At 69.9% G+C, this 25,969-nt stretch carries 21 protein-coding genes and 1 pseudogene; 17 read left to right on the top strand and 5 right to left on the bottom strand.

The window, feature by feature from the left end; translation table 11 throughout:
• Nucleotides 1-2 precede the first annotated feature (2 nt).
• Nucleotides 3-1,034, bottom strand: a complete 1,032-nt coding sequence (locus tag FDO69_RS33505; RefSeq protein WP_104785741.1) for a chitinase — start codon at nucleotides 1,032-1,034, stop codon at nucleotides 3-5.
• Between the two features lie 584 nt (nucleotides 1,035-1,618).
• Here FDO69_RS33505 and FDO69_RS33500 point away from each other — a divergent pair.
• Nucleotides 1,619-2,378 (top strand): annotated as a pseudogene (locus FDO69_RS33500) (class I SAM-dependent methyltransferase).
• 130 nt (nucleotides 2,379-2,508) lie between these two features.
• Here the strand turns inward: FDO69_RS33500 and FDO69_RS33495 are convergent.
• Entirely contained in the window at nucleotides 2,509-2,841 is a 333-nt protein-coding gene (locus FDO69_RS33495) for a PASTA domain-containing protein (protein WP_104785739.1), read from the bottom strand.
• Between the two features lie 94 nt (nucleotides 2,842-2,935).
• On the bottom strand, nucleotides 2,936-3,460 hold the full coding sequence (locus FDO69_RS33490) for a GNAT family N-acetyltransferase (protein WP_104785736.1): 525 nt from the start codon (nucleotides 3,458-3,460) through the stop codon (nucleotides 2,936-2,938).
• Between the two features lie 98 nt (nucleotides 3,461-3,558).
• On the opposite strand from FDO69_RS33490, the gene FDO69_RS33485 reads away from it, so the two are divergent.
• Nucleotides 3,559-4,851 carry a geranylgeranyl reductase family protein gene (locus FDO69_RS33485; RefSeq protein WP_104785733.1) on the top strand — a complete coding sequence of 431 codons (1,293 nt, stop codon included), beginning with the start codon at nucleotides 3,559-3,561 and terminating at the stop codon, nucleotides 4,849-4,851.
• A 53-nt stretch (nucleotides 4,852-4,904) separates the two neighbouring features.
• On the opposite strand, the gene def is transcribed toward FDO69_RS33485, so the two are convergent.
• Together def and FDO69_RS33475 are read right to left on the bottom strand one after the other, a co-directional pair.
• Nucleotides 4,905-5,531: a peptide deformylase gene (def, locus tag FDO69_RS33480; RefSeq protein WP_104785730.1), complete on the bottom strand. Its 627-nt coding sequence runs from the start codon at nucleotides 5,529-5,531 to the stop codon at nucleotides 4,905-4,907.
• Between the two features lie 453 nt (nucleotides 5,532-5,984).
• The gene (locus FDO69_RS33475; RefSeq protein WP_104785727.1) at nucleotides 5,985-6,824 is read right to left on the bottom strand and encodes a C40 family peptidase; all 840 of its coding nucleotides are present in this window, start codon (nucleotides 6,822-6,824) and stop codon (nucleotides 5,985-5,987) included.
• Between the two features lie 724 nt (nucleotides 6,825-7,548).
• Here FDO69_RS33475 and FDO69_RS33470 point away from each other — a divergent pair.
• The 15 genes from FDO69_RS33470 to recQ all read left to right on the top strand — a co-directional run bounded on the left by FDO69_RS33470 (nucleotide 7,549) and on the right by recQ (nucleotide 25,923).
• A complete protein-coding gene (locus FDO69_RS33470; RefSeq protein ID WP_003992243.1) occupies nucleotides 7,549-7,908 on the top strand; it encodes an NADH-quinone oxidoreductase subunit A in 360 nt (119 codons plus the stop codon).
• A gap of 13 nt (nucleotides 7,909-7,921) precedes the next feature.
• Nucleotides 7,922-8,476 (top strand): NuoB/complex I 20 kDa subunit family protein, encoded by a 555-nt coding sequence (locus FDO69_RS33465; protein WP_030610600.1) that lies wholly within the window; start codon nucleotides 7,922-7,924, stop codon nucleotides 8,474-8,476.
• Complete coding sequence (locus FDO69_RS33460) at nucleotides 8,473-9,213, top strand: NADH-quinone oxidoreductase subunit C (protein WP_104785724.1); 741 nt, start codon at nucleotides 8,473-8,475, stop codon at nucleotides 9,211-9,213. Before FDO69_RS33465 ends, FDO69_RS33460 begins: the two co-directional genes overlap by 4 nt.
• Nucleotides 9,210-10,532 carry an NADH-quinone oxidoreductase subunit D gene (locus FDO69_RS33455; RefSeq protein ID WP_053669589.1) on the top strand — a complete coding sequence of 441 codons (1,323 nt, stop codon included), beginning with the start codon at nucleotides 9,210-9,212 and terminating at the stop codon, nucleotides 10,530-10,532. The genes FDO69_RS33460 and FDO69_RS33455 overlap by 4 nt, the downstream gene beginning before the upstream one ends.
• Complete coding sequence (nuoE, locus tag FDO69_RS33450; protein ID WP_104785721.1) at nucleotides 10,529-11,389, top strand: NADH-quinone oxidoreductase subunit NuoE; 861 nt, start codon at nucleotides 10,529-10,531, stop codon at nucleotides 11,387-11,389. The genes FDO69_RS33455 and nuoE overlap by 4 nt, the downstream gene beginning before the upstream one ends.
• On the top strand, nucleotides 11,389-12,735 hold the full coding sequence (nuoF, locus tag FDO69_RS33445) for an NADH-quinone oxidoreductase subunit NuoF (RefSeq protein ID WP_104785718.1): 1,347 nt from the start codon (nucleotides 11,389-11,391) through the stop codon (nucleotides 12,733-12,735). Before nuoE ends, nuoF begins: the two co-directional genes overlap by 1 nt.
• Nucleotides 12,732-15,236 carry an NADH-quinone oxidoreductase subunit G gene (locus FDO69_RS33440; RefSeq protein WP_104785715.1) on the top strand — a complete coding sequence of 835 codons (2,505 nt, stop codon included), beginning with the start codon at nucleotides 12,732-12,734 and terminating at the stop codon, nucleotides 15,234-15,236. The genes nuoF and FDO69_RS33440 overlap by 4 nt, the downstream gene beginning before the upstream one ends.
• Nucleotides 15,233-16,606: an NADH-quinone oxidoreductase subunit NuoH gene (gene nuoH / locus FDO69_RS33435; protein WP_104785713.1), complete on the top strand. Its 1,374-nt coding sequence runs from the start codon at nucleotides 15,233-15,235 to the stop codon at nucleotides 16,604-16,606. Before FDO69_RS33440 ends, nuoH begins: the two co-directional genes overlap by 4 nt.
• Nucleotides 16,599-17,264 (top strand): NADH-quinone oxidoreductase subunit NuoI, encoded by a 666-nt coding sequence (gene nuoI / locus FDO69_RS33430; RefSeq protein ID WP_104785710.1) that lies wholly within the window; start codon nucleotides 16,599-16,601, stop codon nucleotides 17,262-17,264. Before nuoH ends, nuoI begins: the two co-directional genes overlap by 8 nt.
• The gene (locus FDO69_RS33425) at nucleotides 17,261-18,103 is read left to right on the top strand and encodes an NADH-quinone oxidoreductase subunit J (RefSeq protein WP_104785707.1); all 843 of its coding nucleotides are present in this window, start codon (nucleotides 17,261-17,263) and stop codon (nucleotides 18,101-18,103) included. The genes nuoI and FDO69_RS33425 overlap by 4 nt, the downstream gene beginning before the upstream one ends.
• On the top strand, nucleotides 18,100-18,399 hold the full coding sequence (gene nuoK, locus FDO69_RS33420) for an NADH-quinone oxidoreductase subunit NuoK (RefSeq protein WP_003992252.1): 300 nt from the start codon (nucleotides 18,100-18,102) through the stop codon (nucleotides 18,397-18,399). Before FDO69_RS33425 ends, nuoK begins: the two co-directional genes overlap by 4 nt.
• A gap of 15 nt (nucleotides 18,400-18,414) precedes the next feature.
• Entirely contained in the window at nucleotides 18,415-20,379 is a 1,965-nt protein-coding gene (gene nuoL / locus FDO69_RS33415; RefSeq protein WP_104785704.1) for an NADH-quinone oxidoreductase subunit L, read from the top strand.
• A gap of 5 nt (nucleotides 20,380-20,384) precedes the next feature.
• Nucleotides 20,385-21,956: an NADH-quinone oxidoreductase subunit M gene (locus tag FDO69_RS33410; RefSeq protein WP_104785701.1), complete on the top strand. Its 1,572-nt coding sequence runs from the start codon at nucleotides 20,385-20,387 to the stop codon at nucleotides 21,954-21,956.
• The gene (gene nuoN, locus FDO69_RS33405; RefSeq protein WP_104785698.1) at nucleotides 21,953-23,602 is read left to right on the top strand and encodes an NADH-quinone oxidoreductase subunit NuoN; all 1,650 of its coding nucleotides are present in this window, start codon (nucleotides 21,953-21,955) and stop codon (nucleotides 23,600-23,602) included. The genes FDO69_RS33410 and nuoN overlap by 4 nt, the downstream gene beginning before the upstream one ends.
• A 209-nt stretch (nucleotides 23,603-23,811) precedes the next feature.
• Nucleotides 23,812-25,923, top strand: a complete 2,112-nt coding sequence (gene recQ / locus FDO69_RS33400) for a DNA helicase RecQ (RefSeq protein WP_170320980.1) — start codon at nucleotides 23,812-23,814, stop codon at nucleotides 25,921-25,923.
• Nucleotides 25,924-25,969: the final 46 nt, after the last annotated feature.

Genomic DNA, 25,969 nt, shown 5'->3' with positions numbered 1-25,969 from the left:
GGTCAGCCCGCGAACACCTGCGCGAACGCCCCCGGCTTCTGTGCCACCCCGCTGCAGTGGGTCGCCGCCTTCGTCGACCCGGTGCCGTCCGCGCAACTCCGGTCCCGGGCCGTCGACCACATCGACACCCAGGCGATGCCCTTCTCCTCGGCGAACGCGCGGACCTCGGCGGCGTCCGCGAGCGTGAACGTCTCGCCCTTGACGTCGTTGACGCCGATCATCGAGGTGAGTGCCATGCCCCGCCAGGCGGTCGCGTCCGAGGTCTTGAAGATCTTCCGCAGCTGGGCGTGCGCGGCCTCGGCGGCCGTGAGGGCGTAACCGCCCATGTCACCGTCGTACTTCGAGCCGTAGTTCATCGTCATGAGGTTGACGGTGGAGACCTGCACGGCGTGGCTGTTGGCGGAGGCGAGGAGCGCCAGACTGGCCTTGCTGAGACCCGAGGGCATGACCGGCAGGGTGAACGAGACCTTCAGGCCGGGCCGTTCCTTCTGCAACTGCGCGATCGCCTCCGAACGCAGGGCGGTGGACGCGGAGTCGCCCAGCTCGTCGCCCTCGATGTCGAAGTCGGCCAGGGTCGTACCGGCCGCGTCGAGCGCCTTGCCGTAGGCCGCGGCCAGTTCCGGCGCGCTGTCGCAGTTCGCCGCGAGTTCCCTGCCGGACGCGCCGCCGAAGGAGACCCTGACCCGGGCGCCGCCCTCCTTGAGTTTCGCGATACGGGCGGCGACTTTCGCGTCTCCGATGGCGTGGGAGCCGTCCCACCGGGGGACGCAGTCGTCGCCGTCGGATATGACGAACGCCAGGTTGTACGTCGTGGGGGAACCGGCCGAATCGGTGGCGGCGGCTTCCCCGGCACTGACGTACGGGGCGTACGAGGTGCCGCTCCGGGCAGGGGCCGGGGTGCCGGGAGCCGCCGTCACGGAGGGGGCCGCGCGAGCCGGGTCGCGAGCCGGGCCGTCCTGGTCCGAACAGCCCGTGGCGGCGGCCAGGGTGATCAGGCATCCGAGCCCGGCGGCCGGCCTCCGAAAACTCCTCATGACAGTGCGCTCCCGATCTCGTGAGATGCCAGGGGTCGAGAACCCATACGTTTCCCGGCCGCAAACGTCTCATGATGGTCGGCGCTCATGGCGCGTTCCGCAGGCGTTCCCGAAACTCTCAGAGAAAGGACCGCCTGGGTCGTTTCTCATGGGCCTCTCACATGAAAACCCGAGTTTAGGGCACATAAAGGCACTCTACTGTCCGGTACATGCATTCCGGGCCTGCCTTCGAAAAAGCGCGCCTCTCGCGGTCACCACCGCAAACGCGGTCCGGCGGCGGACCACAGGGGCGCCCCGGCGGCCCCGGCGGCCCCGGTGGGCCGGGGGCCCGCCCCAGCGGTGTCCCGTCGGCTCCTGCCCAGGGAGCCGTGAGCGGCACGCCGTCGTCTTCGTCGCCCTCCCCGTCCGCCTCCGCCGGCGCCCACTGAGGGGCGCGCACCATGACCACGACCACCCCCTTCCGCGGCCGGCGCCGCGCTCCCTCCCGGATGGAGCGGGCCATCCGGCAGGGCCGCCGCGCTGCGACGGCCGCGTGTCGTCCTGGCCCTGCTGTCGCCCGGCGGGCGTGCTGCAAGAATGGGCCCGTGACCCGCGCATCCCTGGACAAGCAGCCGCACGAAGTCGCCTCGATGTTCGACGACGTGGCGGAACGGTACGACCTGACCAACGACGTGCTGTCCCTCGGCCAGGACCGGCGATGGCGCAAGGAGGTCGCCAAGGCGGTCGACGCGCGCCCCGCGCAGAAGATCCTCGACCTCGCGGCGGGCACCGGCACCTCCTCGCTGCCCTTCGCCCGCACCGGCGCCTACGTCGTCCCGTGCGACTTCTCCCAGGGGATGCTCCAGGTCGGCAAGCAGCGGCAGCCCTGGCTGCCGTACACCGCCGGCGACGCGACGAGGCTCCCGTTCAAGGACGACACCTTCGACGCCGTCACCATCTCCTTCGGGCTGCGCAACGTGCAGGACACGGACGCCGGCCTGCGCGAGATGCTCCGGGTGACCCGGCCCGGCGGGCGGATCGTGATCTGCGAGTTCTCGCACCCGACCTGGGCGCCGTTGGGTGACCCGGCCCGGCGGGCGGATCGTGATCTGCGAGTTCTCGCACCCGACCTGGGCGCCGTTCCGCACGGTCTACACCGAGTACCTGATGCGCGCCCTGCCGCCGGTCGCCCGGGCCGTGTCCTCCAGCCCCGACGCCTACGTCTACCTCGCCGAGTCCATCCGCGCCTGGCCCGACCAGCCCGCGCTGGCCGAGCGGCTGGGCAGGGCCGGCTGGTCGCGGGTGGCCTGGCGCAACCTGAGCGGCGGCATCGTCGCCCTGCACCGGGGCTTCAAGGCGGGCTGAACCGGGATGTGCCCGGGGCCCGTGGGGGCGTCCGGCTGCTGGGGCGGGCTGAGGACCCTCTCGAGGCCGCCCGCTCGTCCGGCCAGGGCGGGCTGAGGACCAACCCTGTCGAGGTCGCCCGCTGGTCCGGCTAGGGCGAGCTGAGGACCATGTAGGGGTCGCCCGGCTCGTCCAGCTCGCGCTGGAGACCGCCCCGGGGCGGGCGCGGGATCCGCGGTTCGTGCACACCTCCACCGCCCTCACCGGGCCCGAAGTCGAACCACACGTAGACCATCGAGTCCCGCGGCACCTCGGCACCGGGCTGCGGGTACTGGCGTACGACGTAGTCGACGACGGCGAGCGGGAGCTCGGGCCGGTCCGGCGTGGTGAGGAGGAGACCCTGCGCCCGGGCCGTCTCCCGCGCGTCCACGGCCATCAGGCCGACCAGACGCGGTACGCGCACATCAGGTGTCTTGCGGGACATGTGCACAGATGTCACCCCCAGCGGTACAGGAAGGGTAACTCCCGCCCCATACCGACCGGAAGCGACAGGTGCCATGCCTTGCCCTGACAGTCGACTACGCTCCGTCAGCGGCCGGGAGGTCGAGCCGGTAGCAGTGCCCCGTCCGCCGCGAGGCCGCAGCCGTGAACGTCTCGGCGAGGCGCATCCCGAGTCGCTGCGTCACGGCGATGGACCGGCTGTTGCGGGCGTCGATCATCGCGACCACGCTCGGCACGCCGGCCGCCCGCACCCGGTCCACCGTCTGCCGCGCTGCCGCCGTCACATAGCCCCGGCCCCAGTGCTCCCGGCCCAGCCGCCAGCCGATCTCGATCTCGCCGGCCGGGCCCCACTCCCGTTCCCACGGCTGGGCGCCGGTGAAGCCGATGACCCTCCCCGACTCGTCGAGCACGGTCCACAGGCAGAAACCGAGCTCGGCGTCGTGCCGGCGCTGGCGGGCGGTGAGCTCCTCGTAGACCGAGAGTTCCGAGGCCCTGCCGCCCTGGAACTCCATGACGTCCGGGTCGTCGAAGATCCGGTGCCAGACGAACGCGTCCTCGTGGGTGGGGACTCGCAGCCGCACGGCGGGGAGAACTCGGTTCACGGGGCAGCCCTTCAGCCGGGTGATGAATGCCGCTGCATAGACTGCCCATGTCCCGTGCCGGTCGGCACATCAATTCCGAACCTTGGGGAGATCCCGCCGTGAGTGTCGAGACCGAGCCCCTATCGGAGAACACCGCCGATGTGATCGTCGTAGGCGCGGGGCCGGCGGGCTCCACCACCGCCTACCACCTGGCAAAGGCGGGGCTCGACGTCCTCCTGCTGGAGAAGACCGCCTTCCCGCGCGAGAAGGTCTGCGGCGACGGCCTCACCCCGCGTGCCGTCAAGCAGCTGGTGGCCATGGGCATCGACATCTCCGAGGAAGCCGGCTGGCTGCGCAACAAGGGCCTGCGCATCATCGGCGGCGGGGTCCGGCTCCAGCTCGACTGGCCGGATCTCGCCTCCTTCCCGGACTACGGCCTCGTCCGCAAGCGCGACGACTTCGACGAGCAGCTCGCCCGGCAGGCCCAGAAGGCCGGAGCCCGGCTCTTCGAGCGGTGCAACGTGGGCGCGCCGATCGTCGACGACCGCACGGGCCGCATCACGGGGGTGCACGCCAAGCTCGGTGAGGAGAAGCGCGAGGTCACCTTCCACGCGCCGCTCGTCGTCGCCGCCGACGGCAACTCCACCCGCCTGTCCCTCGCGATGGGGCTGCACCGCCGCGAGGACCGGCCGATGGGCGTGGCGGTGCGTACGTACTTCACCAGCCCGCGCCACGAGGACGACTACCTGGAGTCCTGGCTGGAGCTGTGGGACCGCCGCGGCGCCGAGGACCGCCTCCTGCCCGGCTACGGCTGGATCTTCGGCATGGGCGACGGCACCTCGAACGTCGGCCTGGGCGTACTCAACACCTCCGACTCCTTCAAGGAGCTGGACTGGCGCGAGGTCCTGAAGGCCTGGTGCGCGTCGATGCCGGAGGACTGGGGCTACACGCCGGACAACATGACCGGCCCGATCCGGGGCGCCGCCCTGCCGATGGCCTTCAACCGCCAACCGCACTACACCAAGGGCCTGCTGCTCGTCGGTGACGCCGGCGGCCTGGTCAACCCCTTCAACGGCGAGGGCATCGCCTACGCCATGGAGTCCGGCCAGATCGCCGCCGACGTCATCGTCCAGGCCCACGCCCGGCCGACGCCCGCGAGCCGCGAACTGGCCCTCCAGCGCTACCCGCGCGTCCTGAAGGACACCTACGGCGGCTACTACACGCTCGGCCGCGCCTTCGTGAAGCTCATCGGCAACCCGAAGGTCATGCAGATCGCGGCCCAGCGCGGTCTGACGCACCCGATGCTGATGAAGTTCACGCTGAAGCTCCTCGCGAACCTCACCGACCCCACGGGCGGCGACGCGATGGACCGCATCATCAACGGGCTGAGCAGGGTGGCCCCGAAGGCCTGAACGGACGCACGGCGGGCGAGCCCGGCCCGCGGGTGTGGGTGGCCGGCCTGCCGTCAGGCGTTCAGCGCCGCGATGTTGGCGGCCCGGCGTGCGAGTACCTCGTCCCGCCGGTCCGCCGTCTGCCGCAGCGCGGCCTTCCGTTCCCGTGCGGAGAGCCGGTCCAGGTAGAGCCGCCCGTCGCAGTGGTCGGCCTCGTGCGCGAGGCAGCGGGCGAAGTAGCCGGTGCCCTCGATCACGAGCGGTTCGCCGTCCCGGTCGAACCCGCGCACCACGGCCCGGTCCGGCCGCGGCACCTCCATGGTGGCGCCCGGCACCGAGAGGCAGCCCTCCGCTTCGTCGAGGAGCCTCCTGCGCGAGGCGCCGAGCGGCTCCAGGACCGGATTGACGAGGTGCCCGACGTGCCGCACCCCGTCGTCGTCCGGACAGTCGTACACGAACACCCGCAGATCGACCCCGACCTGGTTCGCCGCGAGCCCGGCTCCGTCCGCGACATACATGGTCAGGAACATGTCGTCGACGAGCGCGGCGAGGTCCGGACCGAACTCGGTGACGTCCCGGCACGGCTTGTGCAGGACCTCCTCGCCGGCCTCGGTGATGCGCCGGACCTTCCCCTGCCGGGCCCCGGGCGCGAGCCGCGGGTACGAGTCGACGGGCCGTCCCTGCACGAAGACGCTCGGCATCTGTTGTCTCCCTCTGTTGAGTGCCGTGGTGGCGGGAGAGCGGACTCCGGCATCGGGAACCGCCCCGCCCTGCGGGACTCATGACAGCAGAACACCCGGGCCGGTCCCAGGAGCAGTCCGGCCACACGCGGCTTCGGGCCGGTTCAATTCGGGGCGTACGGGACTTTCGGCCCGTCAGAGGAGTGAGGTGCCGACGCAGTCGTACGGCTCGTCGTCAACACCCTGCCAGGCTGGGACAATTCGGACGCGTGATGCCGGGGGGACGGAAGCGCATGGGCGGACCGTGGCGCCGAGGGGCCTTCAGAAGGGCCCTGAGGGCCCCTGGAGCGCCTCGGGGGCGGGGGAGGGGCATGCCGGAGCCCGAGCGCCCCGGACAGGCCGGGAGGGCCGTCGCCTTGGAGTGGCAACGGCCCTCGAGCCCGTATGTGCGGAGGTTCCGGGCGGCGTGCGACGTCAGAGGACGCGGACCGCGCCCGACGCCGGGTAGCCCGACAGGTCCTGGATGACGACGCCCTTGGACGGGTTGGCCGCGTCCAGGTACTGGCCGTTCCCGATGTAGACACCCACGTGGTACGCGGAGCCCTTGCCGCCCCAGTACAGGATGTCGCCGACCTGGATGCTGGAGAGCGGGACGTCCGTGCCGGACATCGACTGGTCCTGCGAGACGCGCGGCAGGTCCACACCAACCTGCTTGTACGCGGCCTGCACGAGGGAGGAGCAGTCCCAGGCGTTGGGACCGGTGGCGCCCATGACGTAGGCGTCGCCCACCTGGGCCTTGAGGAACGCGATGACCGTCGCGACGCTGCCGCTGGCGGGCGCCGACACGGACGTGGAGGCGGACGCGGACGCGGACGCCGAGAGGGTGGCGCGCTCGGTGCTGCGGTTGGCGCGCTCGGCGGCGGCCTTGCGGGCGGCCTCGGCGGCCTTCTTCTTGGCCTCCGCCTTCTTCTTCGCCTCGGCGAGGTCCTTCTTGGCCTCCGTGGCGGCCTTGGCGGCGGCGGCGTCACGCTCGGCGCGCAGCTCGTAGTTCGCCGCGGCCTGCTGGGTGGCGGCGGCGGACTGGGCGACCTGAGCGGACATATCGGCCGTCAGGGTGGGCAGTTCGATGGTCTGCGTCACCGGCTCGGCGGCGTTCGCCGAGGCCGACGCACCCGCCGCTGCCATGCTGAGAACGCCACCGGCAACGCCGGCGCGCAGGGCGATCGATGAGGTCGCGCTGCGGCGGGGTTTCCGGTGGCTGCGTATGTGAGCGGTGTGGGACATGGGAATAACCGGTACCAGGGGCTCCTTCATATCTTCAAGAAACGTGTGCTGCGCCACAGTTACTCAATGGGGCCCCCAAAACCCCCGAACGAGACCCTTTATTGACGCCGTAACGGACATTGCGGGCGCCCTGTGACCAGCCTGTGATCACGGTGTTTGATCAATACGCCCGAATTGCCCCGCGCCTACCATCGGTTGGGTTGATTGGCCAAGCCCCGTTCTCACGCACCTCTCATCAATGTGACGGAGGTCACGGAACGGCCGCCCTGCCGGTCGCGTCCCGGCGCGTAGATCACGGCCGAGTCACGACCTCGCGAAGATCGTGAACGCGTGCACGCGTCCACACCTCACCGCGCGAGCCCCCTGACGTGTGAACGCGCCTCTATCAAGAGATCAAGTCCATCGCGAATTTGCATGCAAGAGAACCCTCTTGATATTGAGACGACCCCTCCGGCCTGCACTGACGAGCCAAAATGTCACCTCTCGTGATCACTCGGACGCTTCGCGTGTGAAGATCACCGCTCATCCGACTTCATGATCGATCGTCAGGTGGTGGAGATCACAAAGGTTGGGTAATACCCCGTGTCGCAGATCACAGAGCGTCGGGCATAAGATGCACGCGGTTGGGCTTGTGACCTGCTTCACATGTTCCCGATCTTCGCCGGGGTGGGCGGGGTTCGCGGGACTGGTGAGGCAGACGTGAGCCCGACGCCAACCGCCAGCAGTCAGTGCCGACTGAGAGGAGCGAGGAGCGGTGAACGCGTATGCGCCCATCCTCGTACTGGGAGCCCTCGGGGCAGGCTTTGCGATCTTCTCCGTGGTCATGGCCACGTTGATCGGGCCCAAGCGGTACAACCGGGCCAAGCTCGAGGCCTACGAGTGCGGCATCGAGCCGACCCCCACGCCGGCCGGTGGCGGGCGCTTCCCCATCAAGTACTACCTGACGGCGATGCTCTTCATCGTCTTCGACATCGAGATCGTCTTCCTCTACCCCTGGGCCGTCACCTTCGACGCCCTGGGGATCTTCGGGCTCGTGGAGATGCTGCTCTTCGTGCTCACCGTCTTCGTCGCGTACGCGTACGTATGGCGGCGCGGCGGCCTGGAATGGGACTGAGGGGCCACACGTCATGGGACTCGAAGAAAAGCTGCCGAGCGGCTTCCTGCTGACCACCGTCGAGCAGGCCGCGGGCTGGGTGCGCAAGGCCTCGGTCTTCCCCGCCACCTTCGGCCTCGCCTGCTGTGCCATCGAGATGATGACCACCGGCGCCGGCCGTTACGACCTGGCGCGCTTCGGCATGGAGGTCTTCCGCGGTTCGCCCCGCCAGGCGGACCTGATGATCGTCGCCGGCCGGGTCAGCCAGAAGATGGCGCCGGTGCTCCGGCAGGTCTACGACCAGATGCCGAACCCCAAGTGGGTGATCTCCATGGGGGTCTGCGCCTCGTCCGGCGGCATGTTCAACAACTACGCCATCGTCCAGGGCGTCGACCACATCGTGCCGGTCGACATCTACCTCCCCGGCTGCCCGCCCCGGCCGGAGATGCTCTTGGACGCGATCCTCAAGCTCCACCAGAAGATCCAGAGCTCCAAGCTCGGCGTGAACGCCGAGGAGGCGGCCCGCGAGGCGGAGGAAGCGGCGCTCAAGGCACTGCCCACCATCGAGATGAAGGGGCTGCTGCGGTGAGCGACGCGAACGGCAACGGTGCCAACCCCGAGAAGGACCTCTCCGCGGAGAACCTCCCGGGCCAGCGCGGCCAGGGCGGTGAGGAGATCCGTGTCCAGCGCGGCATGTTCGGCGCCGACAACGGTGGAGACACCTCCGGCTACGGCGGCCTGGTCCGCTCGGTCCGGCTCCCGGGACCGGCGAGCCGCCCCTACGGCGGCTGGTTCGACGAGGTCGCCGACGAGCTGGAGGGCGCCCTGGAGGAGCAGGGCCTGCTCCCGGACAACGCCATCGAGAAGACGGTCGTCGACCGGGACGAGCTGACCTTCCACATCGAGCGCGAGCATCTCGTCCTCGTCGCCCGCACCCTGCGCGACGACCCGGCGCTGCGCTTCGAGCTGTGCACCGGCGTCAGCGGCGTGCACTACCCGAACGACAAGGGCCGCGAGCTGCACGCCGTGTACCACCTGCGCTCGATCACCCACAACCGGGTGATCCGCCTGGAGGTCAGCGCCCCCGACAGCGACCCGCACATCCCGTCGCTGTTCTCGGTCTATCCCACGAACGACTGGCACGAGCGGGAGACGTACGACTTCTTCGGAATCGTCTTCGACGGCCACCCCGCCCTGACGCGGATCATGATGCCGGACGACTGGCAGGGCTTCCCGCAGCGCAAGGACTACGCCCTCGGCGGCATCCCCGTCGAGTACAAGGGCGCCCAGATCCCGGCTCCGGACCAGCGGAGGTCGTACTCATGAGCACCTCGCACGCTTCTCCTCGCGAGACCACCGAGGGCACCGTCTACACGGTCACCGGCGGTGACTGGGACGAGGTCGTCGAGACCGCGGCCCGCGCCGACGACGAGCGCATCGTCGTCAACATGGGTCCCCAGCACCCCTCCACCCACGGTGTGCTCCGCCTGATCCTGGAGATCGACGGCGAGACCGTCACCGAGGCCCGCTGCGGAATCGGTTACCTGCACACCGGCATCGAGAAGAACCTCGAGTACCGGACGTGGACGCAGGGCACCACGTTCGTGACGCGCATGGACTACCTGACGCCGTTCTTCAACGAGACGGCGTACTGCCTCGGCGTCGAGAAGCTCCTCGGCATCGAGGACCAGATCCCGGACCGGGCCTCGATCATCCGCGTGCTCCTGATGGAGCTGAACCGGCTCTCCTCGCACCTGGTGTGCATCGCCACCGGCGGCATGGAACTCGGCGCGACCACGATCATGATCTACGGCTTTCGTGATCGTGAACTCATTCTCGATATCTACGAGCTGATCACCGGCCTGCGGATGAACCACGCGTACATCCGCCCGGGCGGACTCGCCCAGGACCTGCCGCCCGGCGCGGTGGACCAGATCCGCGAGTTCGTGAAGAAGATGAAGAAGAACCTCCCGGAGTACGACAAGCTCGCCACCGGGAACCCCATCTTCAAGGCCCGGATGCAGGACGTCGGCTACCTGGACCTGGCCGGCTGCATGGCCCTCGGCGCGACGGGCCCGATCCTGCGCTCCACCGGCCTGCCGCACGACCTGCGCAAGGCGCAGCCGTACTGCGGTTACGAGACGTACGACTTCGAGATCCCGACCGCCGACACCTGCGACTCCTACGGCCGCTTCCTCATCCGGCTGGAGGAGATGCGCCAGTCCCTCCGGATCGTCGAGCAGTGCCTGGACCGGCTCCAGCCCGGCCCGGTCATGGTCGCCGACAAGAAGATCGCCTGGCCCGCCCAGCTCGCCCTCGGGCCCGACGGCCTCGGCAACTCCCTCGACCACATCAAGAAGATCATGGGCACCTCCATGGAGGCCCTGATCCACCACTTCAAGCTGGTCACCGAGGGCTTCCGCGTCCCGCCGGGGCAGGCCTACGCGGCGGTCGAGTCGCCCAAGGGCGAACTCGGTGTGCACGTCGTGTCCGACGGCGGCACCCGCCCCTACCGGGTTCACTTCCGCGACCCGTCCTTCACCAACCTGCAGGCCATGGCGGCGATGTGCGAAGGCGGCCAGGTCGCCGACGTCATCGTCGCGGTGGCGTCCATCGACCCCGTGATGGGAGGCGTCGACCGGTGACCACATCGTCTTCCGAGCGGGGCGTCAGCCTGGGCATGCCCGAACTGCCCGCACCCGCCTACCCGGACGACGTCCGGGCCCGTCTGGAGACGGACGCGCGCGAGGTCATCGTCCGCTACCCCGACTCCCGGTCCGCCCTGCTGCCGCTGCTGCACCTCGTGCAGGCCGAGGAAGGCCATGTCACCCGCACCGGCATGCAGTTCTGCGCGGACGTGCTCGGCCTGACCACGGCCGAGGTCACCGCGGTCGCCACCTTCTACACCATGTACCGCCGGCGGCCGAGCGGGGACTACCAGGTCGGTGTGTGCACCAACACCCTGTGTGCCGTGATGGGCGGCGACGCGATCTTCGAGGAGCTCCAGGAGCACCTCGGCGTCGGCAACGGCGAGACCACCGGCGACGGCAAGGTCACGCTGGAGCACATCGAGTGCAACGCGGCCTGCGACTTCGCGCCGGTCGTGATGGTCAACTGGGAGTTCTTCGACAACCAGACTCCGGCCAGCGCCAAGAGCCTCGTCGACGACCTGCGGGCGGGACGGCCGGTCACCCCGACGCGCGGGGCGCGCATGTGCACCTTCAAGGAGACCGCCCGGGTCCTGGCCGGCTTCCCCGACGAGCGGGAGGGGGCCGTGGAGTCCGGGGGAAGCGCGGGACCCGCCTCCCTGGTCGGCCTGAAGCTCGCCAAGGGCGAGGCGTCTTCCGCGCGCGTGGTGCACCCGCGCGGCGAGGCGGCCCGGACCGGGGCACCGCACGAGCCGTCACCGACCGAGCACCTGAGCTCGCACGACGCGCCGCAGGACACATCGGCCTCCGACCCGGCCCACCCGGCCGGGCCCACCGCCGAGGAGGGGGAGTGATGACCTTGGCACCCGAGCTGAAAGACACGAGCCCCGAGAAGCTGCTCGCACCTGTGCTGTCGGCCTTCTGGGACGAGGACAAGTCCTGGACGCTGGACGTGTACCGCAGGCACGACGGCTACGAGGGGCTGCGCAAGGCGCTCGCCATGTCGCCGGACGACCTGATCGCGTACGTCAAGGACTCCGGTCTGCGCGGACGCGGCGGCGCGGGATTCCCCACCGGGATGAAGTGGCAGTTCATTCCCCAGGGGGACGGCAAGCCGCACTATCTTGTTGTCAACGCCGACGAGTCGGAGCCCGGGACCTGCAAGGACATCCCGCTCCTCTTCGCGAACCCGCACAGCCTCATCGAGGGCATGATCATCGCGTGTTACGCCATCAGGTCGTCGCACGCCTTCATCTATCTGCGTGGTGAAGTCGTCCCCGTGCTGCGGCGGTTGCACTCCGCCGTGCGCGAGGCCTACGAGGCCGGCTTCCTCGGCGAGAACATCCTGGACAGCGGACTCGACCTCGACATCACCGTGCACGCGGGCGCGGGCGCGTACATCTGCGGTGAGGAGACCGCACTGCTCGACTCGCTCGAAGGCCGCCGGGGCCAGCCGCGGCTTCGTCCCCCCTTCCCTGCCGTCGCGGGCCTCTACGCGTGCCCGACTGTGGTGAACAACGTCGAATCGATCGCGTCGGTTCCCGCGATCCTGCAGCGGGGCAAGGAATGGTTCCGGTCGATGGGGAGTGAGAAGTCGCCCGGCTTCACCCTCTACTCCCTCTCCGGCCATGTCGCCAGCCCCGGCCAGTACGAGGCGCCGCTCGGGATCACGCTCCGCCAGCTGCTCGAGATGAGCGGCGGGATGCGCCCCGGGCACCGCCTCAAGTTCTGGACGCCGGGCGGCTCCTCGACCCCGATGTTCACCGACGAGCATCTCGACGTCCCCCTTGATTACGAAGGAGTGGGCGCCGCGGGTTCCATGCTCGGCACAAAAGCCCTCCAGTGCTTCGACGAGACGACCTGCGTGGTCCGTGCCGTCACCCGCTGGACGGAGTTCTACGCCCACGAGTCCTGCGGCAAGTGCACGCCCTGCCGCGAAGGCACTTACTGGCTCGTGCAGTTGCTGCGCGACATCGAGGCCGGCAAGGGACAGATGTCCGACCTCGACAAGCTGAACGACATCGCCGACAACATCAACGGCAAGTCCTTCTGCGCCCTCGGCGACGGCGCCGCCTCGCCGATCTTCTCCTCGCTGAAGTACTTCCGCGAGGAGTACGAGCAGCACATCACGGGACGGGGCTGCCCCTTCGACCCGGCCAAGTCGACGGCCTGGGCCGACCGCACGGAGGTGAACGCATGACCGTGACCACCAGCTCTCCCTCCGGCGGGGGAGAAGCGGCGGTCCCGCCGGAGGACCTCGTGTCGCTGACGATCGACGGCGCGGAGATCAGCGTGCCCAAGGGCACCCTGGTCATCCGGGCCGCCGAGCAGCTCGGCATCGAGATCCCCCGGTTCTGCGACCACCCCCTGCTCGACCCGGCCGGTGCCTGCCGGCAGTGCATCGTCGAGGTCGAGGGCCAGCGCAAGCCCATGGCGTCCTGCACCATCACCTGCACCGACGGGATGGTGGTGAAGACCCACCTCACCTCGCCGGTCGCGGAGAAGGCCCAGAAGGGTGTGATGGAGCTCCTGCTCATCAACCACCCGCTGGACTGCCCGGTCTGCGACAAGGGCGGTGAGTGCCCGCTGCAGAACCAGGCCATGTCGCACGGCGACGCCGACTCCCGCTTCGAGGGCCGCAAGCGGACCTACGAGAAGCCCGTACCGATCTCCACGCAGGTGCTGCTCGACCGCGAGCGGTGCGTGCTGTGCGCCCGCTGCACCCGGTTCTCCAACCAGGTCGCGGGCGACCCGATGATCGAACTGGTCGAGCGGGGCGCGCTCCAGCAGGTCGGCACCGGCGAGGGCGACCCGTTCGAGTCGTACTTCTCCGGCAACACCATCCAGATCTGCCCGGTCGGCGCGCTGACCTCGGCGGCGTACCGATTCCGCTCCCGCCCGTTCGACCTGGTGTCCTCCCCGTCGGTGTGCGAGCACTGCTCCGGCGGCTGCGCCACGCGCACCGACCACCGGCGCGGCAAGGTCATGCGGCGCCTGGCGGCCGACGACCCCGAGGTCAACGAGGAGTGGATCTGCGACAAGGGGCGGTTCGGGTTCCGGTACGCGCAGCAGCGCGACCGGCTCGAGACGCCGTTGGTGCGCAACGCCGAGGGCGAACTGGAACCGGCCTCCTGGCCGGAGGCGCTGCAGATCGCGGCCCAGGGGCTGCTGGCCTCCCGGGGCCGCACCGGTGTCCTGACCGGCGGCCGCCTCACCGTCGAGGACGCCTACGCGTACAGCAAGTTCACGCGCGTGGCGCTCGACACCAACGACATCGACTTCCGCGCGCGCGTGCACAGCGGCGAGGAGGCCGACTTCCTCGCCGCGCAGATCGCCGGGCGGGGCCGGGACCTCGACGGCACGGGCGTCACGTACACCGCGCTGGAGAAGGCCCCGGCCGTCCTGCTGGTCGGGTTCGAGGCGGAGGAGGAGGCGCCCGGCGTCTTCCTGCGGCTGCGCAAGGCCTGGCGTAAGCACGGGCAGAAGGTCTACTCCCTGGCCACGCACGCCACGCGCGGTCTGGAGAAGGCCGGCGGCACGCTGCTGCCGGCGGCACCCGGCACCGAGACCGAGTGGCTGGACGCGCTCGCGAGCGGTGCCGGCCTGGAGGACGACGGTGCGCTCGCCGCCGAGGCGCTGCGCGCCGAGGGCGCGGTGATCGTCGTAGGCGAGCGGCTGGCGGCCGTGGCCGGCGGGCTCACCGCCGCCGCGCGCACCGCCGCCGCGACCGGCGCCCGGCTGGTGTGGATCCCGCGCCGGGCCGGGGAACGCGGTGCGATCGAGGCGGGCGCGCTGCCGTCGCTGCTGCCGGGCGGACGCCCGGCCACCGACCCACGCGCCCGCGACGAGGTCGCCGCCGTCTGGGGCGTCGCGGGGCTTCCGCACCGCTACGGCCGTGACACCGGCCAGATCGTGGAGGCCGCCGCCACCGGGGAGCTCCAGGCCCTGCTGGTCGCGGGTGTGGAGATCGCCGACCTGCCCGACCCGGCACGCGCGCGTGCGGCCCTCGACGAGGTGGGCTTCCTGGTCTCGCTGGAGCTGCGGCCGAGCGAGGTCAGCCGCAAGGCCGACGTCGTGCTGCCCGTCGCGGCGGTCGCCGAGAAGGCCGGCACCTTCCTCAACTGGGAAGGTAGGGTCCGCTTCTTCGAGGCGGCGCTCAAGCCCGACCAGATGACCCGCCGCTCCGCGCCCACCGACGCGCGCGTGCTCCAGATGCTGGCCGACGCCATGGACGTCCACCTCGGTCTGCCGGATCTGCGCACCGTGCGCGGCGAGATCGACCGGCTCGGTGCCTGGGACGGGCCGCGGGCGGGCGAACCCCTGGAGACCGCGGCCGCGCTGCCGCGGCCGGCCATCGGGGAAGCGGTGCTCGCGGGGCACCGGCTGCTGCTCGACCAGGGCCTCCTCCAGCAGGGCGACGAGGCGCTCGCCGGGACCCGGCACGCGGCACGCGCGCGGGTGTCGGCCCCGACGGCCGCCGAGGCGGGCGTCAAGGATGGCGACCTGCTCGCGGTGACCGGCCCCCAGGGGGTCGTGGAGCTCCCGCTCCAGATCAGCGACATGCCCGACCGGGTGGTGTGGCTGCCGCTGAACTCCACCGGCGGCGGCGTCGCCTCCGACACCGGGGCGCGGCCCGGCTCCCTCGTCCGCATCGGCCCGGCGACACTCGCCGCCGAGGCCCTCAAGGAGGTGGAGGCATGAGCCCGTACCTCGCCGCTGAAGACCTCTCGATGTTCGGCACCGACCCCTGGTGGCTGGTCGTCATCAAGGCGGTGTTCTGCTTCGCCTTCCTGATGGTCACCGTGCTGGTGTCCATCGTGATGGAGCGCAAGGTCGTCGCCTGGATGCAGCTGCGCATCGGCCCCAACCGGCACGGCCCCTGGGGCATGCTCCAGTCGCTCGCCGACGGCATCAAGCTGATGCTGAAGGAGGACGTGATCGTCAAGCGCGCGGACAAGGCGGTCTACGTCCTCGCGCCGGTCATCGCGGCCATCCCGGCCTTCATGGCGATCGCGGTGATCCCCTTCGGCCCGGCCGGAAACGAGATCTCGATCTTCGGCCAGCGCACCACGATGCAGCTCACCGATCTGCCGATCGCGATGCTCTACATCCTCGCGGTCGCCTCGGTCGGCATCTACGGCATCGTCCTGGCGGGCTGGAGCTCCGGCTCGACGTACCCGCTGCTGGGCGGTCTGCGCTCGTGCGCGCAGATGATCTCCTACGAGATCGCGATGGGCGCCGCCTTCGCCTCCGTCTTCCTCTACTCGGGTTCGATGTCGACCTCGACGATCGTCGAGCAGCAGGCCGACCGCTGGTACATCGTGCTGCTGCCGGTCTCCTTCATCATCTACATCGTCACGATGGTCGGCGAGACCAACCGCGCCCCCTTCGACATGCCGGAGTCCGAGGGCGACCTGGTCGGCGGCTTCAACACCGAGTACTCGTCGATCAAGTTCGCGATGTTCATGCTCGCCGAGTACGTCAACATGGTGACCGTCTCGGCCGTCGCCACCACGCTGTTCCTCGGCGGCTGGCGGGCCCCCTGGCCCATCAGCACCTTCTGGGAGGGCGCCAACCACGGCTGGTGGCCACTGCTGTGGTTCACGGTCAAGGTCCAGCTGCTGCTGTTCATGTTCATCTGGATCCGCGGCACCCTCCCGCGCGTGCGCTACGACCAGCTGATGAAGCTCGGCTGGAAGGTCCTCATCCCGGTCTCCCTGGTGTGGCTGATGCTCGTCGCGAGCGTGCGGGCCTTCCGGAACGAGGGTTACGACTTCGCCGACATCGCCCTGTACGTGGGCGGCGGCGTCCTCGCCCTGCTGCTGCTCTCCTTCGTCGCCGACATGTTCCGCGAGAAGGCCAAGAAGGCCGAACAGCCGGCCGACACCCCGGCCGCCTTCGACCCGATGGCGGGCGGGTTCCCCGTACCGCCCCTGCCCGGACAGGAACTTCCGCCGGTCCCGCGCCGCTCGCGCCGTGAGCGGGAACTGATTGTCAGTGGTGGGCCCGATACTCAGAGTGACGAATCTCTGGGCGGAACTACGGATGGAAAGGAGGCGTCCGATGGCTGAGGAACTCGAGCGTTCGAAGGCTGAGGAACCGAAGGACACCAAGCCCGGTTTCCAGAACCCCGTGGCCGGCTTCGGCGTGACCTTCAAGGCCATGTTCAAGAAGCGGCTGACCGAGCAGTACCCGGAGCAGCAGAAGACCACGGCTCCGCGCTTCCACGGACGGCACCAGCTCAACCGCCATCCGGACGGCCTGGAGAAGTGCGTCGGGTGTGAACTGTGCGCCTGGGCCTGCCCCGCCGACGCCATCTACGTGGAGGGCGCGGACAACACCGACGAGGAGCGCTACTCGCCGGGCGAGCGGTACGGCCGCGTCTACCAGATCAACTACGCCCGCTGCATCCTGTGCGGCCTGTGCATCGAGGCCTGCCCCACCCGCGCGCTGACGATGACCAACGAGTTCGAGCTGGCCGACTCCAGCCGGGCCAACCTCATCTACACCAAGGAGCAGCTGCTCGCCGGTCTGGAAGACGGCATGGTCGACTCGCCCCACGCCATCTATCCCGGCACCGACGAACAGGACTACTACCGGGGCCTGGTGACAGAGGCCGCGCCCGGCACCGAGCAGCAGGTCGCCCACTCCAAGGGCGAGGTCGTGCAGGAGGCCGACTCGACCTCCGGCGGGACGGAACCCGCCTCGGAGAAGGTGATCGGCCGATGACCACCCAACTCGCCGCCTACTCCACCTCCACCGGAGAGGCCGTCCAGTTCTGGATCCTCGGCACCGTCGCGGTGATCGGCGCCCTGTGCACCATCCTCATGAAGAGGGCCGTGCACAGCGCGCTCTGCCTCGCCGGGACCATGATCATCCTGGCGGTGTTCTACCTCGCCAACGGCGCCTACTTCCTCGGCGTCGTCCAGATCGTCGTCTACACCGGCGCGATCATGATGCTGTTCCTGTTCGTGGTGATGCTCGTCGGCGTCACCGCGGCGGACTCCCTGAAGGAGACCATCAAAGGCCAGCGCTGGCTGGCCCTGCTGTGCGGACTCGGCTTCGGCGTCCTGCTGGTCGGCGGGATCGGCAACGCGTCCCTGACGGAGTTCAACGGCATCGGCCAGGCGAACGCCGGGGGCAACGTGGAGGGCCTCGCCGCCCTCCTCTTCACCAAGTACGTCTTCGCGTTCGAGATCACCGGCGCCCTGCTCATCACGGCCGCGGTCGGCGCCATGGTGCTCACCCACCGCGAGCGCACCGAGCGGGCCAAGACGCAGCGCGAGCTCGCCGTGGAGCGCGTCCGGTCGGGCAACCAGCTGCCGCCCCTGCCTGCACCGGGTGTGTACGCCCGGCACAACGCCGTCGACATCGCGGGCCTGCTGCCCGACGGCACCCCGTCCGACCTCACCGTCAGCAAGACCCTGCGCGAGCGCGGCCAGATCCGCGACGTATCGCAGGAGGCGCTCAACGACCTCAAGGCCCTGGAGCAGCGGTCCGAGGAGCGGCTGGAGCGCAGGGCGGTCGGGCCGGCGAAGTTCCAGCGGTCCGAGGAGGCGTCGAAGTGAACCCCGTCAACTACCTCTACCTCGCGGCCCTGTTGTTCACGATCGGCGCCACCGGCGTGCTCATCAGGCGCAACGCGATCGTCGTGTTCATGTGCATCGAGCTCATGCTCAACGCCTGCAACCTCGCGTTCGTCGCCTTCTCCCGGATGCACGGCAACCTCGACGGGCAGATCATCGCCTTCTTCACGATGGTCGTCGCCGCCGCGGAGGTCGTGGTCGGGCTCGCGATCATCGTGTCCCTGTTCCGTGCCCGCCACTCGGCCTCGGTCGACGACGCCAGCCTGATGAAGCTGTAAGGGGTCGGAAGAATCGTGGAGAACCTCATTGCGCTGCTGGTGGCGGCGCCCCTGCTCGGAGCGGCGGTCCTGCTGTGCGGCGGCCGGCGGCTGGACGCCGTCGGCCACTGGCTCGGCACGCTGCTCGCGGCCGTCTCCTTCGTGCTCGGCCTGGTGCTGTTCACCGACATGCTGGGGCAGAGCGCCGAACACCGCGAGATGTCACAGCACTTGTTCAGCTGGGTCCCGGTCGAGGGCTTCCAGGCGGACGTCGCCTTCCAGCTCGACCAGCTGTCCATGACGTTCGTGCTGCTGATCACGGGCGTCGGATCGCTGATCCACCTGTACTCCGTCGGGTACATGGAGCACGACGAGCGGCGCCGCCGCTTCTTCGGCTATCTGAACCTGTTCCTCGCGGCGATGCTGATCCTCGTCCTCGCCGACAACTACCTGCTGCTGTACGTCGGATGGGAGGGCGTCGGTCTCGCCTCCTACCTGCTGATCGGCTTCTGGCAGCACAAGCCCAGCGCCGCCACGGCCGCGAAGAAGGCCTTCCTGGTCAACCGCGTCGGCGACATGGGCCTGTCCATCGCAATCATGCTGATGTTCCTGTGGTTCGGCACCTTCGCCTTCGGGCCGGTGCTCGGCAGCCACGGGGAGGCCGGGCTCGCCGGTGCCGCCGGTGAGGACAAGCTCACCGCCATCGCGCTGATGCTGCTCCTCGCCGCCTGCGGCAAGTCCGCCCAGGTGCCGCTGCAGTCCTGGCTCGGGGACGCCATGGAGGGCCCGACCCCGGTCTCGGCCCTCATCCACGCGGCGACCATGGTGACGGCGGGCGTCTACCTGATCGTCCGCTCCGCGGCCGTCTTCAACGGCGCCCCGGACGCGCAACTGGTCGTCACCATCGTGGGCGCGGTCACGCTGCTGTTCGGTGCCATCGTCGGTTGTGCCAAGGACGACATCAAGAAGGCCCTGGCCGGCTCGACCATGTCGCAGATCGGCTACATGATCCTCGCCGCCGGTCTCGGCCCCATCGGCTACGTCTTCGCGATCATGCACCTGGTGACGCACGGCTTCTTCAAGGCCGGGCTGTTCCTCGGTGCCGGCTCGGTCATGCACGGCATGAACGACGAGGTCGACATGAGGAGGTACGGCGGCCTGCGCACGTACATGCCGGTCACGTTCGTCACCTTCGGCCTCGGCTACCTGGCCATCATCGGCTTCCCGGGCCTGTCCGGCTTCTTCTCCAAGGACAAGATCATCGAGGCGGCGTTCGCCAAGGGCGGCACCGAGGGCTGGATCCTCGGCGCCTGCGCCCTGCTCGGCGCGGCCATCACCGCGTTCTACATGACGCGCGTGATGCTGATGACGTTCTTCGGCGAGGAGCGCTGGCGCAACGCCCCGACCCCGTCGCCGGCCAAGCCGGACGTGGAGCCCGCCGCCGAGACGCGCGGCGAGTACACCCCGCCGCACCCGCACGAGTCGCCCAGGATCATGACGATCCCGATGATCGTGCTGGCCGTCGGATCGGTGGCCGGAGGCGCGTTCTTCAGCATCGGCGACCGCTTCATGCACTGGCTGGAGCCCGTCACCGGGCACAGCCACGGCAACCCGCCGATCAGCGCGGGTGTGGTCACCGGCGCGACCGTCGCCTGCATGATCATCGGCGTCGCCATCGCCTGGGCCCAGTACGGCCGCCGCCCGGTCCCGGCCGTCGCCCCGCGCGGCTCGCTGCTCACCCGAGCCGCCCGGCGCGACCTGCTCCAGGACGACTTCAACCACGTCGTCCTGGTCCGCGGCGGGGAGCACCTCACGCGGTCCCTGGTCTACGTCGACCACACCCTGGTCGACGGCGTCGTCAACGGCACGGCGGCCTCGGTCGGCGGCCTCTCCGGGCGGATGCGCAAGCTGCAGAACGGCTTCGCCCGCTCCTACGCGGTCTCGATGTTCGGGGGTGCGGCGGTCATCGTCGCCGCGACCCTGCTGATGAGGGCGGTCTGATACCGATGTCCTTTCCTCTGCTGACAGCGACAGCGGCGCTCCCGGCCGTCGGGGCGATCGCCACGGCCGCCGTACCGGCCGCGAAGCGCACTGCCGCCAAGTGGCTGGCGCTGCTCTTCTCGCTCGCCACGCTCGTCCTGGCGATCGTCGTCCTGGTCCGTTTCGACCCGGACGGCGACCGCTACCAGCTCACCGAGTCCCACGCCTGGATCGCGGACTTCGGCGTCCGGTACGAACTGGGTGTGGACGGCATCGGGGTGGCGCTGGTCGCCCTGACCGCCCTGCTGATCCCGTTCATCATCCTGGCGGGCTGGCACGACGCCGACCCCCTGGAGACCGGCAGCAGCCGGTGGCGGCCGACGCAGGGCTTCTTCGCCCTGATCCTCGGCGTCGAGGCGATGGTGATCCTCTCCTTCGAGGCCACCGACGTCTTCCTCTTCTACATCTTCTTCGAAGCCATGCTGATCCCGATGTACTTCCTCATCGGCGGCTTCGGGGACCGTGCCCACGAGCACGGCGAGAAGGCGGCGGCAACCCAACGGTCGTACGCGGCCGTCAAGTTCCTCCTCTACAACCTGGTCGGCGGTCTGATCATGCTGGCCGCGGTGATCGGCCTGTACGTGGTCGCCGGGAACTTCTCGCTCCAGGAGATCGCCGAGGCCCGTGCCAACGGCACGCTCGACATGGCGACCAACACCGAACGCTGGCTGTTCCTCGGGTTCTTCTTCGCCTTCGCGGTGAAGGCACCGCTGTGGCCGCTGCACACCTGGCTGCCCAACGCCATGCAGGAGTCCACCGCCCCGGTCGCCGTGCTCATCACGGCGGTCGTCGACAAGGTCGGCACCTTCGCGATGCTCCGCTTCTGCCTCCAGCTGTTCCCGGAGGCCAGCAAGTGGGCCACGCCCGCCATCCTCGTCCTCGCCCTGATCAGCATCATCTACGGGGCGCTGCTCGCGGTCGGCCAGCGGGACATCAAGCGGCTGGTGGCGTACGCGTCGATCTCCCACTTCGGCTTCATCATCATGGGCATCTTCGCGATGACCAGCCAGGGCCAGTCCGGCGCGACGCTCTACATGATCAACCACGGCATCTCGACGGCCGCGCTGATGCTGGTGGCCGGCTTCCTGATCTCCCGGCGCGGCTCGCGGCTCATCGCCGACTACGGCGGAGTGCAGAAGGTCGCCCCGGTGCTCGCCGGCACGTTCCTGATCGGCAGCCTCGCGACCCTGTCCCTGCCGGGGTTGGCGCCGTTCGTCAGCGAGTTCCTGGTGCTGGTCGGCACGTTCACGCGGTACCCGGTGATCGGCATCATCGCCACCTTCGGCATCGTCCTCGCGGCGCTCTACACCCTCGTCCTCTACCAGCGGACGATGACGGGCCCGGTGAAACCGGCGGTCTCCGCGATGCCGGACCTCCGGGTCCGTGAGCTCGTGGTCGTCGCCCCGCTGGTCGTCCTGCTGATCTTCCTGGGCGTCTACCCGAAGCCCCTCACGCAGATCATCGATCCGGCGGTCAAGCAGACCATGTCCGACGTACAGAAGAAGGACCCCCAGCCCGAGGTGGAGGCGGCCAAGTGAGCGCAACAGCCGTCCACAGCCTGTGGACAACCGCGGCCGATCCGATCACCAAGATCGACGCGCCGAAATTCGAGTACGGCCAGCTGTCGCCGACCCTGATCGTCGTCGGCGCGGCGATCATCGGGATCCTGATCGAGGCGTTCGTCCCGCGAAAGTCGCGCTACTACGTCCAGATGTTCGTGTCCGTCGTCGCGCTCGCCGCCGCCTTCGCCGCGGTCGTGGCGCTCGCGGCCGATGGGTACGGCACGACCAAGGCGCGTATCGCCGCGATGGGCGCGATCGCCGTCGACGGGCCCGCCCTGTTCCTGCAGGGCACCATCCTGCTGGCGGCGCTGGTGGGCCTGTTCACCTTCGCCGAGCGGCGCCTCGACCCGGAGGCGCACGGCAACCGGGTCGACTCCTTCGCCGCGCAGGCCGCGTCCGTGCCGGGCAGCGAGAGCGAGAAGGCCGCGATCAAGGCCGGGTTCACCACCACCGAGGTGTTCCCGCTGCTGCTGTTCGCGGTCGCCGGCATGCTGATCTTCCCGGCGGCCAACGACCTGCTGACGCTGTTCGTGGCGCTGGAGGTCCTCTCCCTGCCGCTGTACCTGCTGTGCGCGCTGGCCCGCCGCAAGCGGCTCATGTCGCAGGAGGCGGCGGTCAAGTACTTCCTGCTCGGCGCCTTCGCCTCCGCGTTCACCCTGTTCGGCATCGCCATGCTGTACGGCTACGCGGGCTCGATGTCGTACGCGACGATCGCGCAGGTCGTCGACGGCACCGTGCAGGACGTCAACCCGGCGCTCGCCGACACCATGGGCAACGACGCGCTGCTGCTGATCGGCGCCGCGCTGCTGGTCATGGGCCTGCTGTTCAAGGTGGGCGCGGTGCCGTTCCACATGTGGACGCCGGACGTGTACCAGGGCGCTCCGACGCCGGTGACCGGTTTCATGGCGGCGGCGACGAAGGTGGCGGCGTTCGGCGCGCTGCTGCGGCTGCTGTACGTGGTCCTGCCGGGCCTGCGCTGGGACTGGCGGCCGGTGATGTGGGCCGTGGCCATCGTCACCATGCTGGGCGGCGCGATCGTCGCCATCACGCAGACCGACATCAAGCGGCTGCTGGCGTACTCGTCGATCGCGCACGCCGGGTTCATCCTGGCGGGTGTCATCGCGACCACGCCCGACGGTGTCTCGTCGGTGCTGTTCTACCTGGCGGCGTACTCGTTCGTGACGATCGGCGCCTTCGCGGTGGTCACGCTCGTCCGCGACGCCGGGGGCGAGGCGACGCACCTGTCCAAGTGGGCGGGGCTCGGGCGGAGGTCCCCGCTGGTGGCGGCCGTGTTCGCGGTGTTCCTGCTGGCCTTCGCGGGCATTCCGCTGACGTCCGGCTTCGCCGGGAAGTTCGCCGTGTTCAAGGCGGCGGCGGAGGGCGGGGCCGCCCCGCTCGTCGTGATCGGTGTGATCTCGTCGGCGATCGCGGCGTTCTTCTACATCCGCGTCATCGTGCTGATGTTCTTCAGTGAGCCGCGGCCGGAGGGCCCGACGGTGGCCGTGCCGTCGCCGCTGACGATGACGGCGATCGGGGTGGGCGTGGCGGTCACGGTGGTGCTCGGCGTGGCGCCGCAGTACTTCCTGGATCTGGCAGGGCAGGCGGGGGTTTTCGTCCGCTGACGTCCGCGTACGTCCACCTGGGGTCCGGCCTCCCTCGGAAGCCGGGCCCCATGGCGTTTCCGGGCAGGCGGCTGCCGTGCCGAGCCATGCCGAACGTATGTATGTGCACCGCCTGCACCGGGCGGGACCTGTGGATAACTCCGGGGCTGTCGGTGCGGGCGCCTATGGTGGACGCAGTGGTCGAGGCGCGACGCACGGGGGACGCAACGATGGGCGCTACGGGCGGGACGGGTGTGATGACGGAACTGGACGCGGTGACCGGAGCCGGGGCGACCGGGGCCGGGATCGGCGCGGGCAGTGGTCCCGCCGGGCCCCTCGGCCCCGATGCGAGCGAGGCTCTGGCCACGCTGCACCGGGTCTTCGGGTACGAGGCCTTCCGCGGCGAGCAGGAAGCGGTCATCGAGCATGTGGTGGCGGGCGGCGACGCCGTCGTGCTCATGCCGACCGGCGGCGGCAAGTCGCTGTGCTACCAGATCCCGTCCCTGGTCAGGCCGGGCACGGGTGTGGTCGTCTCCCCGCTCATCGCCCTGATGCAGGACCAGGTGGACGCACTGCGGGCGCTCGGCGTGCGGGCCGGGTTCATGAACTCCACGCAGGACTTCGACGAGCGGCGGATGGTCGAGGCCGAGTTCCTCGCCGGCGAGCTGGACCTGCTGTACCTGGCGCCGGAGCGGCTGCGGGTGGGGAGCACGCTCGACCTGCTCTCCCGCGGCAAGATCTCCCTCTTCGCGATCGACGAGGCGCACTGCGTCTCCCAGTGGGGCCACGACTTCCGGCCCGACTACCTGGCGCTGTCCCTGCTCGGCGAGCGCTGGCCGGACGTGCCGCGGATCGCGCTGACGGCGACGGCCACGCACGCGACGCACCAGGAGATCACCCAGCGGCTGAACATGCCGACGGCCCGCCATTTCGTGGCGAGCTTCGACCGGCCCAACATCCAGTACCGGATCGTGCCCAAGGCCGACCCGAAGAAGCAGCTGCTGAGCTTCCTGCGCGAGGAGCACGCGGGCGACGCGGGCATCGTCTACTGCCTGTCGCGCAACTCGGTCGAGAAGACCGCCGAGTTCCTCAGCCGCAACGGCATCGAGGCGGTGCCGTACCACGCGGGCCTGGACGGGGGCACGCGCGCGGCACATCAGTCCCGCTTCCTGCGGGAGGACGGCCTGGTCGTGGTGGCGACCATCGCCTTCGGCATGGGCATCGACAAGCCGGACGTACGCTTCGTCGCCCACCTCGACCTGCCCAAGTCGGTCGAGGGCTACTACCAGGAGACGGGCCGGGCCGGCCGCGACGGCCTGCCGTCCACGGCCTGGATGGCCTACGGACTGAACGATGTGATCCAGCAGCGCAAGCTGATCCAGTCCGGCGAGGGCGACGAGGCCTTCCGGCGCCGGGCCCAGGCCCACCTGGACTCGATGCTCGCCCTGTGCGAGACGGCCCAATGCCGCCGGGGTCAGCTCCTCGCCTACTTCGGTCAGGACCCCGACCCCTCCGGCTGCGGCAACTGCGACACCTGCCTGACCCCGCCGGAGACCTGGGACGGCACCATCGCGGCGCAGAAGGCGCTGTCGACGGTCGTCCGGCTGCAGCGGGAGCGCGGACAAAAGTTCGGCGCGGTGCAGATCGTCGACATTCTGCTGGGGAAGCGGACCGGCAAGGTCATCCAGTTCGACCACGACCAGCTGTCCGTGTTCGGCATCGGCGAGGAGCTGACCGAGGCGGAATGGCGGGGCGTCATACGGCAGTTGCTCGCCCAGGGGCTGCTCGCGGTGGAGGGCGAGTACGGCACGCTGGTGCTGACCGAGGCCAGCGGGGCGGTGCTGCGGCGGGAGCGGGACGTGCCGCTGCGCAAGGAGCCGAAGAAGCCGGTGACCTCCCGGTCGGGGTCCTCGTCCGCCGGCACCGGGCGCGGCGAGCGCAAGGGCAAGGCGGTCGCCGCCGAGCTGCCCGAGGAACTGCTGCCGGCCTTCGAGGCGCTGCGCGCCTGGCGTGCCGAACAGGCCCGTGAACAGGGTGTCCCCGCCTATGTGATCTTCCACGACGCCACATTGCGGGAGATCGCCACGGTGTGGCCGACGTCGGTGGGGGAGCTCGGCGGGATCAGCGGAATCGGGGAGAAGAAGCTCACCACGTACGGGGACGGGGTCCTGGAGGTGCTCGCCTCGCTGGGCGGGCCGGCGGGCTCCGCCCCCGCGGGCGACTCGTCCTCGGCCCCGACAGCGTCCGGCCAGGGTCCGGCTCACGCCGCCGGTCAGGACGCGAGCGAGCCGGACCACTGGCCGGAGATGGACGAGGAGCCGGAGCCCGACGACTGGATATAGAGGCCTGGCTCCGGCCGGATCACAGGGATCGGCGAGCCGCCGGGCC

This window comes from Streptomyces tibetensis, assembly GCF_007655005.1.
Taxonomy (GTDB): Bacteria; Actinomycetota; Actinomycetes; order Streptomycetales; family Streptomycetaceae; genus Streptomyces; species Streptomyces tibetensis.
This window is presented reverse-complemented; position numbering and strand designations above follow the sequence as displayed.